Annotated in this window: 11 protein-coding genes and 1 riboswitch; of the genes, 4 read left to right on the plus strand and 7 right to left on the minus strand. The window is 62.7% G+C overall.

Annotated features, from left to right (window positions below):
* Positions 1-48 precede the first annotated feature (48 nt).
* Positions 49-270 (plus strand): hypothetical protein, encoded by a 222-nt coding sequence (locus tag KBB36_RS11155; RefSeq protein ID WP_290980301.1) that lies wholly within the window; start codon positions 49-51, stop codon positions 268-270.
* A gap of 63 nt (positions 271-333) precedes the next feature.
* On the opposite strand, the gene KBB36_RS11160 is transcribed toward KBB36_RS11155, so the two are convergent.
* From KBB36_RS11160 to KBB36_RS11175, 4 genes are all read right to left on the minus strand, one after another.
* The gene (locus KBB36_RS11160; RefSeq protein WP_290980304.1) at positions 334-1,299 is read right to left on the minus strand and encodes a glycosyltransferase family 2 protein; all 966 of its coding nucleotides are present in this window, start codon (positions 1,297-1,299) and stop codon (positions 334-336) included.
* Positions 1,300-1,383: 84 nt separating this feature from the next.
* Positions 1,384-3,453 carry a hypothetical protein gene (locus KBB36_RS11165; protein WP_290980307.1) on the minus strand — a complete coding sequence of 690 codons (2,070 nt, stop codon included), beginning with the start codon at positions 3,451-3,453 and terminating at the stop codon, positions 1,384-1,386.
* Positions 3,454-3,469: 16 nt separating this feature from the next.
* A complete protein-coding gene (locus KBB36_RS11170; protein ID WP_290980309.1) occupies positions 3,470-4,330 on the minus strand; it encodes an alpha/beta hydrolase in 861 nt (286 codons plus the stop codon).
* A 129-nt stretch (positions 4,331-4,459) separates the two neighbouring features.
* Entirely contained in the window at positions 4,460-5,578 is a 1,119-nt protein-coding gene (locus KBB36_RS11175) for an autotransporter outer membrane beta-barrel domain-containing protein (RefSeq protein ID WP_290980311.1), read from the minus strand.
* 341 nt (positions 5,579-5,919) lie between these two features.
* A riboswitch (TPP riboswitch) is annotated at positions 5,920-6,039 on the plus strand.
* A gap of 89 nt (positions 6,040-6,128) precedes the next feature.
* Between KBB36_RS11175 and thiC the strand changes: the two genes are divergently transcribed.
* The 3 genes from thiC (at position 6,129) to bluB (ending at position 9,845) form a co-directional block, all read left to right on the plus strand.
* Positions 6,129-7,943: a phosphomethylpyrimidine synthase ThiC gene (gene thiC, locus KBB36_RS11180; RefSeq protein WP_290980314.1), complete on the plus strand. Its 1,815-nt coding sequence runs from the start codon at positions 6,129-6,131 to the stop codon at positions 7,941-7,943.
* 121 nt (positions 7,944-8,064) lie between these two features.
* Entirely contained in the window at positions 8,065-9,114 is a 1,050-nt protein-coding gene (locus KBB36_RS11185) for a TIM44-like domain-containing protein (RefSeq protein WP_290980317.1), read from the plus strand.
* 56 nt (positions 9,115-9,170) lie between these two features.
* Positions 9,171-9,845, plus strand: coding sequence for a 5,6-dimethylbenzimidazole synthase (gene bluB / locus KBB36_RS11190; RefSeq protein WP_290980319.1), 675 nt, complete (start codon positions 9,171-9,173; stop codon positions 9,843-9,845).
* Between the two features lie 55 nt (positions 9,846-9,900).
* Here the strand turns inward: bluB and KBB36_RS11195 are convergent, their stop codons facing one another.
* From KBB36_RS11195 to KBB36_RS11205, 3 genes are read right to left on the minus strand one after another with little or no spacing between them, the layout of a single operon-like run.
* Entirely contained in the window at positions 9,901-10,302 is a 402-nt protein-coding gene (locus KBB36_RS11195; protein WP_290980322.1) for a F0F1 ATP synthase subunit epsilon, read from the minus strand.
* A 48-nt stretch (positions 10,303-10,350) separates the two neighbouring features.
* Positions 10,351-11,769: a F0F1 ATP synthase subunit beta gene (gene atpD / locus KBB36_RS11200; protein WP_290980324.1), complete on the minus strand. Its 1,419-nt coding sequence runs from the start codon at positions 11,767-11,769 to the stop codon at positions 10,351-10,353.
* Positions 11,770-11,817: 48 nt separating this feature from the next.
* A complete protein-coding gene (locus KBB36_RS11205) occupies positions 11,818-12,702 on the minus strand; it encodes a F0F1 ATP synthase subunit gamma (protein WP_290980328.1) in 885 nt (294 codons plus the stop codon).

Genomic DNA, 12,702 nt, shown 5'->3' on the forward strand with positions numbered 1-12,702 from the left:
CCGCCATATGATATAAAGCTAGACGCGCATTAGCTCCAGGAGGGCAATATGAAGATCGCATTTATCATCGCCGCTGCGGCCGGTCTGCTATTCGGCACCGCTCAGTTCAACAGCGCCCAGGCACAGACTGCCGGCACAGTTACCGGCATAACGGCGCCGGTTGCCACCCAGCAGGGTCCGGCCAATGCCACCAATGCCGCCACCCAGGATGCCTTGAAAAAGAGCGAAGAAGCCAAGAAGGCGGCTGAAGAGGCCGCCAAGAAGAAGTAAGGCTGTTATTGTTTGCCGAACCCTGCCTTGAACCGCATTCGGTCAGGGCGGGGTTTCGCGCTTTCAGCTCTGATGCCGGCCCATCAGACGGCGCATGATACCGGGCAGATCGCTTGGTAAACGTGAAAAAAACAGCAGGCAGAAGCGCAGCCAAACCAGGGTGGAAACCAGCGACAGGAACCACCGTGGATAGCTGGTTTGGAAATGCTTGACGAAATAATAGCTGGCACTGCGCGCCTTGTGCCATTCAATGAAAATGCGTGAGACATCCGACGTGGAGAGATGGTGCGGGATCGGTACTTGGCTGGCATAAAGCACACGCCCGCCCATCTGCCCGACCCTGATACAGAGATCAACATCGTCGAAATGCAGGAACATGTGATCGTCCATGCCGCCCAGGCGTTCATACAGGCGGCGCGGGATCACCATGAATGCGCCTGAGACCGTGGGCACATCCACCGTTCCGGACGGCATTTCATCTTCAAGACTGTTGATACGGCGAAAATACGGGTGATTGGGAAATACCCGGTCAAGCCGCAATACCTCCATCAAGGTGCGCCAGGGCGACACCACCTGGCGTCTTCCGCCGCGCTGCTCTCGGCCATCGGGATGTTGCAGCCGACCACCACAAATCCAGGCGCCAGCCTCGGCCTCGAACACATCCATCATGGCGCTGAAAGTGCCAGGCAGCAGCACGCAATCCGGATTCACAAAAGCCAGGTAATCCGCCTTGGCCTGCGAGGCGCCATAATTGCAGCCTGCGGCAAAGCCAAGATTGCGTTGCGGTTGCAGCAAGCGAAGGCGCGGCTCGGTCGCTGCCAGTTCGGCCAGCCGGCGGCGCGTTTCCGGCAGGTTGCCGTTATCCACCAGGATCAACTCATCCAGCTCTGGCTGCGCCAGTTGCGCCACCAGATTTTCCCACAATACCGGGCCGGTATGGTAGGTCACGGTCACGGCGGAAACCCGTCGCGGCAGTTTTACTGCCAGATTTTCAGGGTCTGTCTGTGACTGGGCGACGGTTTCCGACACGGCTGCTCCCGGCGAACGGATCAATTGATTAACTGCGGCGCTGCATAGCCGAAATCATTTGGCTTGTCGAATGACCCGGCAGCCTCAAAGCGCACCAATATTACGTTTGAACGAGGCATCAACCGGAAAGAACTGCTCCACGCCGGCTGCCAGGGAGCGGCGCAGCAAGGCCATGCCCTGGGATTTGTGCGCGGCATTATCCTCCAGCGTCAGCACCGCGCCCTCAAAAAACAAGCCAATCGGGTCTTCCGCCTTAGCTTGGCGTATTAGACGCGCCAAACTCAGCGTTTCGCTGCGCCGCCCGCTCTGTAAGGTCCAGTTCAGGTATCCCTGAGCCATATCCGACCGGTGTGGCGCCAGTTGCAGGCTACGCTCAATAATCTGACGCCAGAGCGATAGATGCGGCAGCAGCAGTGGGTGATAAGCCGCCATGCTAGGCCGCAGCATGAGGTCGGAAAATATTCTTTCGCCATGCAGCAGGAACAAAGGGGATCGGGTATCCGGCAGGCGTGTGCGCAGGATTTGCAAAATCCATTCGATACGCTGCACTTCACGTTCCGGATAAGGCGGCACGTGCGCTTCTTCCTGGCGAGAAATTACGCCCTGGATTTGATAGGACAACATGTCTGCCAGTTGCATATCTGCATCACGCGGATCGGTTGGCAGCGCGGGCGGCGGCCCAAGCGGCGGCCGCTCTATATCGGGCGTGTTGGAGAACCAGGCCAATTGCTGATCGATCTGCCGGGCATAGCGCTCAAGCCCAACGGCCGCCCAGAAAAACACCCCGGCAAACACAAACAAGGCGGCGATTGCGGCGTGCCGCATTGCTGTTGCGCCAGCTACACCCGGCTGTGCCGGCTGCATTATGCCAATCCAGGCCAGGCCCAAGTATGGCAGGGCAAAAATCAGCTCAAACCATAAGCCAAGTGCCAGCAGATAGGCCACGACCAAACCCAATGCCATGCCCCGCCGTGCTGCTGGCGCCAGCCATACTGGCTGTATCAGCAGCCAGGCCAGCAGCAGCACCGCAGGCAGGCCGCCATCATGCAACGCCTGCAACAGCCAGTTATGGGCATGGAAGTAACGCGACTTCAGCATGTCCCATTCGTCAATTTTCCAGAGTGGATGCTCCGAAAACGCAAGCTGTGTCAGCATAGTGCTGGGCATACTGCCAGCACCATTGCCGACCAGCCAGGCCAGCGGCTCATGCGCCGGCACCGACCAGATCATCAGCCACACTTTGCGCCGTGATTCGAGCGAGTCAAAATTTGCAGTAACCTCCGGCAGGCTGACCAGGAGCAGCGGCAGCAGCGCAGCGGTAGCCACCAGTGCGGCCACTACTACCGGCTTGCGCAGCAGACCGGGCAGCCCGTCTTGCGGCAGGCGCCACCACAGCAAGGCGATGACCAGGCCCGCCCCTGCCCCGGCCATCATGCTTATTGCCTTGCCCAGTACCAGCAGGCCCAAAGCAATCAGGATGGCCAGCAGGCGCTCGACCAGGGCCAGCCGGTCGCGTATAGGCAAAGCCCAGGCGATAGCCGGCAGCGCCAGGCCCGGCCAGGCATAATAGGCCAGCACATGAAACAGCGATGAGACGCTGTTGTTGATACGGTCGATGCCCAACACCACAAGGATAACGGCACTGGCAGCAAAACCGCCCCACAATACCAGCCGCCAGGCCAAGGCATGGCGCAGCACCAGATCACCCAGCAGCAGCCATAGGCCAAATCCGGCATACCAGAGGGGACCAAGGCCGGATTGCGGCACGCCCAGCAGCCGCAGCCGCCATTCTGCCGCCACGAAGCCGCCCGGCCCGCTCACCAGCAGCCAGGCGGCCAAGGCAAATGCCGGCAGCGCCAAGAGCAGGGCGGGCCGCGAGAACCGGCCACCGCCAGCCAGCCAGGCTGCCAACAACAAGGCAGCCAATCCGGAAGCCGCGAAATGGGCGATCACCAATGGCTCGGCCAATTCCCACAGGCCGCGCTTGAACACCGGCAGTGAAAATACCGGCCCGGCAACGGCAAACCACAGCACCGGCACGCCGGCATAAGCGGCCAGGCGTTCAATCCGGGCTGCGCCGGCAGCCGGCTTGTTTGTATGCTGCGGCTGGCTGCGGGCCGGCTGGCGTGGCTGCGGCGATACTGGCTTGCCCATGGTTATGCTGGCAGCTTCATGGTGTTACCGCTGCCTGTAAGGCCAGTTGCGGCCATAGCTCGGCCCAGCAGCATTCATGGTCTGCCCTGGGCAGTTGCGTGATGAATTTTTCCGGCGGCAAGCCAAGCCGGCGCATGAAGGCCGGCGCCAGCGCTGCCGGCACCTGATCGTCGCGCAGGCCGGTGAAATGGCGCTGCGGCAAACGCCGCAGGCGCTCGGCCACTTCGAGGCTGTTGCGCGAGCCATAAAGCGGTGTGTCGCCGAAATGGCTGGTCCAGGCCTGATGATCCAGCACCCCGGCGATGGTGGTGACACTCTCCACATCGCCGCGTTGCCCGGCCAGCAACAGGGCCAGCAACGCGCCACCGGAATAGCCATACAGCGCCAGGCGCCGGCCGCCGAAATGCCCAACATACTGGCTGATCGCCTCATCCAGTGCCGCCACCACTTCCGGCGCATAACGATGCGTGGTCCAATAGGCCGAGTCGCAATTGCGGCCATTGCGGCCGCCGACATACTGGCAGGGCCGGGCCAGATAGAGCAGGTTTGGCGCCGCATCGCGTGCCGCCAGATCAAGCGCCACCGGCTTTTCCGGCGTTGGATCAACCGCACGCTGGGTGCGGGTGATGTAGGCCACGCCATCGCCCTCGATAAAAATCGCCAAACGCGGATCATTCGGCGCCGATTGGCGATAATAACCGATCAGATCAAACTGCCGGGTCTCGAAGCGGGTTTTTACCAGCGGGGGATTGGCGCTGCGGGCAGCGGCATCGGCACGCGCGGCATTAGATTGCAACAAGGCCGGGCCGCTGGCGCAACCGGCAAGCAAACCACCCAGCATTGGCAGCAGCAAAGCCACCATCCATCGACTTTTCATCTCTGCCCTGCCTGTCAACATAACTGGCTTAATCTACTAAGCCCGGGGCAAAACAAAAGGCCCGAACCTTGCGGTTCGGGCCTCTGTTTTTTCAAGCTCAGGCTGCCGGGAGCGCGGCAGCCCTCAAGCTTAGAACTTCACGCGCAGGCGGGCAGTGGTGGTCCACACATCCAGGTCGGTACGGCCCAGCGAGTTGTAGGACGCTTCGACATTGCCGGACAGGGTGTTGGAACCGTAGAAATCAAAACCAACGCCAACCTGACCGCCCATATCGTCGTCATGCGAGAAGGTGCCGTTGGCAAGGCGGACGGAGCCGTTCTTCTCGAAATCATACTCACCCATCAGCTTGAAGTAGGGCATCACGCTATCGAAGGCGTAGCCGACGCGGCCACCCGCCGAGATACGGCCCAGCTTGGTGACGCTGCCAACCAGTGCGCCACCGGTCGAGTCGCGATAGCTGTCAGATTCTTCTTCGAGATACAGCACGCCGACCTTCGGCATCAGGCGCCAGCGACCCGAAGCATAATTGCCGGTCAGGTTGGAAGCGACGAACCAACGCTCGGCATCATACGAGCCGGTGATGTTGGTGTTACGCTTCGTGTCGTAGCTCAGCCAAGTGTAGCCGGCAGCCGCATCCAGGCTCCAGGCATTGGTCAGCGCGATGCCGATATACGGGGTCACGCCGAAGCCATCAGCTTCGATCGAACCAGCGTTGAACGCGGTGGTGATGTCGAGCATTTCGTAGCCCAGGGCAACACCGACCACGACCTTGTCGCTGACCATGTAATCCAGGCCGCCGACGAGGTTGTAAACCGAGCCGTCAAACTGCAAGCCGACCTGAGTGTTGTCGACGGTGGAATAAGCGCCCTGCAACCAGGCGCCGAAACGCTTGTCGCCCGCGCCGCCGGCACGACCGGCATCACGCGAATTCAGGAAGCTCTGCGGACCCGAACCGCCGGCCGGGGTAGCACCGCCACCGCCCGCAGGGGCGAAGCCGCCGCCGCCGCCCACGCCGCCGCCGACGCCGCCGCCGCCCGAGAAGCCGCCGCCAATCGCGCCAGCAGCGGCATTGCCGATGAGGCCAACCGTGGCAGTGGAAGCCGCAGGCGCGGCAACAGAGGCAACCGCATTATTGGCGATCACCGGATTGGTCGAGGCGTCGCCGGATGTGGCGCTGGATTGGGCGAAGGCCGGCGCTGCGGCAAGCATGCCGACACCGACTAGGCCAAAGAAAAGTTTGCGGATCATGTATATGCGCTCCCAAGTATGTAAACCCCAAGGGCTTAAGCCTTATGCACGGGCTTTTGCCACTTCGGAGCGAAGACTACGCGAGTCTGCGCAGGCCGGTCAACAAGGCAATGCGGCTTTTTAAGGATGACTGCTTCGCTGTTGCAAAAACAGCACACCATTGTGCCAAATCAGGCATATCACCCCGATTCGTCTGGTTTTTTTGCCTTGGCACACAACCGCTGGGATCGTCTGCGGGCGAGGTTCTGCAAGCCCCTATCCAGCGTCAGGCGACGCGATTCCCGAACCCATTCAGGTTGCGCCGGCAAGCTTGACCGCCACCAGCAAGCTATCCTAGTTTTTGGCTTACCGAGGGGTGCCCCGCCAGGGGGCTGAGATTCGGCTGGGCTGTTTGCCGGCGCCGTGACCCTTAGAACCTGATCCGGGTCATGCCGGCGGAGGGAACGGAACCGCAAACAAGCCGCTGACGCACCCGCGTCACGCTATTTGCCGCCATCTTCTTCCACCCCTATCCCGGATCTCCGCAAGCCATTACGGACAGGAGATCCGCATGAAGACCACCACAATCACCACTGGGCCGCTTCCGGCTTCGACGAAATACTATGAAAACGGGAAAATCCATCCCGCCATCCGGGTGCCGTATCGCGCCATTACTACACATCCGAGTGCCGGGGAGGCGCCGCTCGGTGTCTACGACACCTCCGGCCCCTATAGCGACCCGGCACACGACATTGATATCGAACGTGGCCTGCCGCGCTGGCGTGAGGCGCTGGTGCTGGCACGCGGCGATGTGGAGCAGTATCCGGGCCGCGCGCTGCGGCCGGAAGACAATGGCTTCTCGTCATCCCAGCAGGCAGTGCCGCCCTTCCCGCAGCAGCCCGGCTCACCACGGTCTGGCCCGTTGCGCGCGCGCAACGGCCAGGCGGTGACACAATATGCCTATGCCCGGCGCGGCATCATCACGGCCGAGATGGAATATGTGGCGATCCGGGAAAACGAGGCACGGCAATGTGCAGCAGCGGCGCCGCGCGACGGCGTGGATTTTGGCGCCGCGACTCCCGAATTTGTGACGCCTGAATTTGTGCGCGACGAGATTGCGCGCGGCCGCGCCATCATCCCCTGCAATATCAACCACGCCGAACTGGAGCCGATGATTATTGGACGCAATTTCCGCGTCAAGGTGAATGCCAATATCGGCAATTCCGCCGTCACGTCTGGCGTGGCCGAGGAAGTGGAGAAGATGGTGTGGGCAACCCGCTGGGGCGCCGACACGGTGATGGACCTGTCGACCGGGCGCAACATCCACAATATCCGCGACTGGATTATCCGCAACGCACCGGTGCCGATCGGCACGGTGCCGATCTATCAGGCACTGGAAAAAGTCGGCGGCCGGGCTGAGGAGCTGACTTGGGAGATCTTCCGCGACACGCTGATCGAACAGGCCGAGCAGGGCGTGGATTATTTCACCATCCATGCCGGTTTGCGGCTGGCGCATATTCCGCTCACCGCCCGGCGGGTCACCGGCATTGTCAGCCGCGGCGGCTCGATCCTGGCGAAATGGTGCCTGGCGCATCACCGCGAGAATTTCCTCCATGAGCATTTCGAAGATATCTGCGACATCATGCGCGCCTACGATATCAGCTTTTCGCTGGGCGACGGTCTGCGTCCGGGCAGCATCGCCGATGCCAATGATGCCGCGCAATTCGCTGAACTGGACACACTGGGCGAACTGACCCGCATCGCCTGGGCCTGGGATTGCCAGGTGATGGTGGAAGGCCCCGGCCATGTGCCGATGCACAAGATCAAAGTGAATATGGAGCGCCAGCTGGAAACCTGCGGCGAAGCGCCGTTCTACACATTGGGGCCGCTGACCACCGATATTGCGCCCGGCTATGACCACATCACCAGCGGCATCGGCGCGGCGATGATCGGCTGGTTTGGCTGCGCCATGTTGTGCTACGTGACGCCGAAGGAGCATCTCGGCCTGCCGGATCGCAATGATGTGAAAACCGGCGTCATCACCTACAAGCTGGCCGCCCATGCCGCCGATCTGGCCAAGGGCCATCCCGGCGCACAACGGCGCGACGACGCCCTGAGCCGCGCCCGCTTCGAATTCCGCTGGGAAGATCAGTTCAATCTTGGCCTCGATCCCGAAACGGCGCGCGATTTCCATGACCGCACCTTGCCCAAGGAGGCACACAAGACCGCGCATTTCTGCTCGATGTGCGGGCCGAAATTCTGCTCGATGCAGATCAGCCAGGAAATCCGCCAGGCCGGCATGGCAGCCAAAGCGGCGGAATTCCGCGATCCGGCAAGCGGTAATGGCGGCGAAATCTACCGGCCCGGCAGCAAGGCGGCGGAATAATGGCTATGCTGGGGACGGCACTTGCACTCCGCCCCCAGCATCCTACATAAATATTCCATAATTTTTTGCTGCCGCCTGCGCTATGATCAGGCGAAACGATTAACGGGGAGAGATGTAGGTCATGCGTAAATTCAAGCTTCTTGGCATCATCGGGCTGGGCCTGATGCTGACCGTGCTGCCCGCCCTGGTGGAAGCCAAGGCCGGCCGTTCCGGCGGCAGCATGGGCAGCCGCGGCAGCCGCACCTATGATGCGGCGCCGTCAACCCCGACCGCGCCTTCGGCTGCCCCGGTGCAGCGCAGCGTCACCCCGCCGCCGGCTGCCGGCAGCACCAGCCAGGCGGCTGCGCCGCGTGCCGGTCAGCCGGCCGCCGCCGCACCAGCCGCCGCCGGTCGTTCGCCCTTCATGAGCGGCCTGATGGGCGGCCTGCTCGGCGCCGGCCTGATCGGCCTGTTATTCGGCAGCGGCCTGTTTGGTGCGGGCGGCATGGGCGCCGCCGGCATGTTCGGCCTGCTGCTGCAAGTGTTGCTGATCGGCGGCCTGGCCTGGCTGGCCATCAGCTTCTTCCGTCGCCGCTCGGCCGCCCAGGCCGGCATGCAGCCCGGTCGCCCGGCGATGGCCGGCGGGGCGCCTGTGCCCGCCAGTTATGAGCCGGCACCGCTGGCCCGCGAAGCCAGCGACAACCCGCGCTATGATATCCCCGGCGCGGGTTCTCCTGCCGGCAACGCCGCCATGGCTGACAACAGCGACGGCGTGGGCATCGGCGAGGCCGATTACCAGGCTTTTGAACAGCGCCTCAAGGATGTGCAGGCCGCCTGGAGCAAGGCCGATGTGGTGGCCCTGACCGAATATTGCACCCCGGAAATGGCCAGCTTCCTGTCGCGTGACCTGGCAGAACTGGCCAGCCTGGGCCAGAGCAACCAGATCGAGGATGTGGTGCTGGAACAGGGCGACCTGGCCGAAGCCTGGCGCGAGGACGGCGTGGATTACGCCACCGTGGCGATGCGCTGGAGCGCACTGGACTATACCATCAACCGCGCCGATGGCAGTGTGGTGGAGGGCAGCCGCGAGCAGCGCAGCGAAAGCGTCGAGGTGTGGACCTTCCTGCGCGCCGGCAGCACCGGCAAGTGGCTGCTCTCGGCAATCCAGCAGCCCAGCGGCACAGCCCTTTAAGGCTGTTGCACTGACCCGCCTATAGGGACATAACGGGCGGCCCAACCGAGGCCCGCATGCCAACAGAGCCGCCCGTTATCACCTCGCCGCCAGCCGATCCCCCCAGCTTCGATCCCGGCTTCCGTGATCGTTTCGCCGACCTGCTGCAATGGCGGCGTGATGTGCGGCATTTCCGCACCGATCCGCTGCCGCCCGGCCTGCTGCCGGAACTGATCGACATGGCCGCCCTGGCCCCCAGCGTCGGCAATAGCCAGCCCTGGAGGTTTGTGCTGGTGCAAAGCCCCGAAAAACGCAGCCTGGTGATAAAAAATTTTGAAACTGCCAACGCCCAGGCCCTAGCGGCTTATGACGGCGACCGCGCCAGGCTCTATGCCGGCCTGAAACTGGCCGGGCTGCGCGAGGCACCGGTGCATCTGGCAGTGTTCTGCGATGCCGGCACCGCGCAAGGCCATGGCCTGGGGCGCCAGAGTATGCCGGAAATGCTGGAATATTCCGTGGTAATGGCCGTGCATGGCTTCTGGCTCGCCGCCCGCGCCGCCAATCTGGGCTGCGGCTGGGTCTCGATCCTCGACCCGGAGCAAGTGCGTAGCGACCTGGAGCTGCCCAGCCCCTGGCGCCTGGTGGCCTATCTCTGCGCCGGCTACGAGCAGGAGCCGAGCAATGTGCCGGAACTGGAGCGTCTCGGCTGGGAAACGCGGCGCCCGAGCGAGACAAGCATTTTCAGGCGCTAGAAAAACAAACGGCGCGGGATGAACCGCGCCGTCTGGAAGCAATATCCGGCGAAAACTACGCCGCCGCCTCAAGCATGGCGGTGAACTTTTCAATCTCGGCCTGGGCGCGGGCCTTGGCGTGATCTTCCTTGGCATCGGCCAGGTCTTCGCGCGCATCCTTCAGCTTGGCTTCCAGTTTGTCGCGCTTCAGATCAGCCACCGGCATGGCCTCTTCAGCCAGCACGGTGAGCTTGTTGTTCGACATCTCGGCAAAGCCGCCGGCCACGAAGATACGTTCCTCGCCACCGCCGGCCTTGGTCACTTCGATCACACCGAGGCGCAGCGACGAGATCACCGGGGCATGGCCCGGCAGGATGCCCATATCGCCCGCATCACCCGGCACGGTGACCATTTCGGCATCAACCGAGAGCAGAAGCTTCTCGGGCGAAACCAGCTCGAACCCGAAGGTCTCGGCCATGCTGCGTTACTCCTCTACCTACCGTGGCTGTGATGCTGCCGGGACGGCTCAGGCCGCCTCGGCCGCCATCTTCTTCGCCTTGGCGATGGCTTCGTCGATGGTGCCGACCATGTAGAAAGCCGATTCCGGCAGATGGTCGTGCTTGCCCTCCACGATTTCCTTGAAGCCGCGAATGGTTTCGGCCAGCGGCACCTGCACACCCGGGAAGCCGGTGAACACCTGCGCCACGTCGAAGGGCTGGCTGAGGAAGCGCTGGATCTTGCGGGCGCGGGCCACCACCAGCTTGTCCTCTTCCGACAATTCGTCCATGCCGAGGATGGCGATGATGTCCTGCAGCGACTTGTAGCTCTGCAGGATGTTCTGCACCTGGCGGGCAACCTGGTAATGCTCGTCGCCGACGATGCGCGGGTCAAGGATGCGCGAGGTCGAGTCGAGCGGGTCCACCGCCGGATAGATGCCAAGCTCGGCGATCTGGCGGCTCAACACCGTGGTGGCGTCCAAATGGGCGAACGAAGTGGCCGGCGCCGGGTCGGTCAAGTCGTCAGCCGGCACGTAAATCGCCTGCACCGAGGTGATCGAACCCTTGTTGGTGGAGGTGATGCGCTCCTGCAACTGGCCCATATCGGTGGACAGCGTCGGCTGGTAGCCCACCGCCGAAGGAATACGGCCGAGCAGGGCCGACATTTCCGAACCCGCCTGGGTGAAGCGGAAGATGTTGTCGACGAAGAATAGCACGTCCTGGCCTTCCTGGTCGCGGAAATATTCCGCCAGGGTCAGGCCGGTCAGCGCAACGCGGGCGCGGGCGCCCGGCGGCTCGTTCATCTGGCCATACACCAGGGCCACCTTGGAACCCGGACCATCGGTCTTGATAACGCCCGACTCCATCATTTCGTGATAGAGATCGTTGCCTTCGCGGGTACGCTCGCCGACACCGGCGAACACCGAGTAGCCGCCATGGGTCTTGGCGATGTTGTTGATCAGCTCCATGATCAGCACGGTCTTGCCCACGCCGGCGCCGCCGAACAGGCCGATCTTGCCGCCCTTCGAGTAAGGCGCGAGCAAGTCAACCACCTTGATGCCGGTGACCAGCACCTTCTGCTCGGTCGACTGATCGATATATTCCGGCGCCGGAGCGTGGATCGGAGCCGCCTTCTTGGCGTTCACCGGGCCGCGCTCGTCAATCGGCTGGCCGATCACGTTGATGATGCGGCCAAGGGTTTCCGGACCCACCGGCACCGAAATCGGCGCGCCGGTATCCGACACTTCCATGCCGCGCACCAGACCATCGGTGGAATCCATCGCGATGGTGCGCACGGTATTCTCGCCGAGATGCTGCGCCACTTCGAGCACCAGATGGTTGCCCTGGTTGGTGGCCACCAGCGCGTTCAGAATCGCCGGCAGATGGCCATCGAACTGCACGTCGACGACGGCGCCGATAACCTGGGTGATGTGACCTTTGGTTGTCATGATACTGCTCCGCTCCTGCTGTTCCGTCTCGTCCCGCGCGCGCCGTTCTTAAACGGCCTCGGCGCCGGAGATGATTTCGATGAGTTCCTTGGTGATCTGGGCCTGACGCGAGCGGTTATACACCGTGGTCAGCTTCTTGATCATTTCGCCGGCATTGCGCGTGGCATTGTCCATCGCCGACATGCGCGCGCCCTGTTCGGAAGCGGCATTTTCCAGCAAGGCCCGGTAAACCTGCACCGACAGATTACGCGGCAGCAGCTTTTCCAGGATTTCGCCTTCTTCCGGCTCGTAATCGTAGATCGCGCCGCCAGCATCGCCCTGGGCATTGTCAGCATCGCTGACCTGCGCCGGGATAAGCTGGGTGCCGGTCGGCACCTGGCTGATCACGGAGACGAAATTGTTGAAGAAGATCGTCGCCACGTCGAATTCGCCGGCTTCGAACATCGACACCACGCGGTCGGCGACGGCCTGGGCCTCGCTGAAGCCGATGCGGCGCACCTTCGAAAGATCGACGGTATCAATGATCTTGTCGGCATGGTCGCGGCGCAACTGGTCGCGGCCCTTCTTGCCAACACAGAGGATTTTCACCTTCTTGCCCTGGGCGGTCAGTTCCTCGACGCGCCGGCGGGCCAGCTTCACGATCGAGGAATTGAATGCGCCGCACAGGCCGCGCTCGGCGGTGGCAACGACCAGCAGATGCACATCGTCGCGACCGGTGCCGATCAGCAGGCGCGGGGCGTTATCCTGCCCGGCCTGGCCACCGGCCAGAGCCGACAGCATGCCCGCCATGCGCTCGGCATAGGGACGGGCCGCTTCGGCCGCTTCCTGGGCACGGCGCAGCTTGCTGGCTGCCACCATCTTCATCGCCTTCGTGATCTTCTGGGTCGATTTGACCGAGTTGATCCGAATGCGCAGGCTCTTAAGGCTTGGCAT

The sequence above is a fragment of the Ferrovibrio sp. genome (genome assembly GCF_017994015.1).
Taxonomy (GTDB): Bacteria; Pseudomonadota; Alphaproteobacteria; order Ferrovibrionales; family Ferrovibrionaceae; genus Ferrovibrio.

Coding starts and splice junctions, on each gene's coding strand:
- KBB36_RS11155 (WP_290980301.1), top strand. CDS start 49: ATGAAGATCGCATTTATCATCGCCGCTGCGGCCGGTCTGCTATTCGGC.
- KBB36_RS11165 (WP_290980307.1), bottom strand. CDS start 3,453: ATGGGCAAGCCAGTATCGCCGCAGCCACGCCAGCCGGCCCGCAGCCAG.
- KBB36_RS11170 (WP_290980309.1), bottom strand. CDS start 4,330: ATGAAAAGTCGATGGATGGTGGCTTTGCTGCTGCCAATGCTGGGTGGT.
- KBB36_RS11175 (WP_290980311.1), bottom strand. CDS start 5,578: ATGATCCGCAAACTTTTCTTTGGCCTAGTCGGTGTCGGCATGCTTGCC.
- thiC (WP_290980314.1), top strand. CDS start 6,129: ATGAAGACCACCACAATCACCACTGGGCCGCTTCCGGCTTCGACGAAA.
- KBB36_RS11185 (WP_290980317.1), top strand. CDS start 8,065: ATGCGTAAATTCAAGCTTCTTGGCATCATCGGGCTGGGCCTGATGCTG.
- bluB (WP_290980319.1), top strand. CDS start 9,171: ATGCCAACAGAGCCGCCCGTTATCACCTCGCCGCCAGCCGATCCCCCC.
- KBB36_RS11195 (WP_290980322.1), bottom strand. CDS start 10,302: ATGGCCGAGACCTTCGGGTTCGAGCTGGTTTCGCCCGAGAAGCTTCTG.
- atpD (WP_290980324.1), bottom strand. CDS start 11,769: ATGACAACCAAAGGTCACATCACCCAGGTTATCGGCGCCGTCGTCGAC.
- KBB36_RS11205 (WP_290980328.1), bottom strand. CDS start 12,702: ATGCCAAGCCTTAAGAGCCTGCGCATTCGGATCAACTCGGTCAAATCG.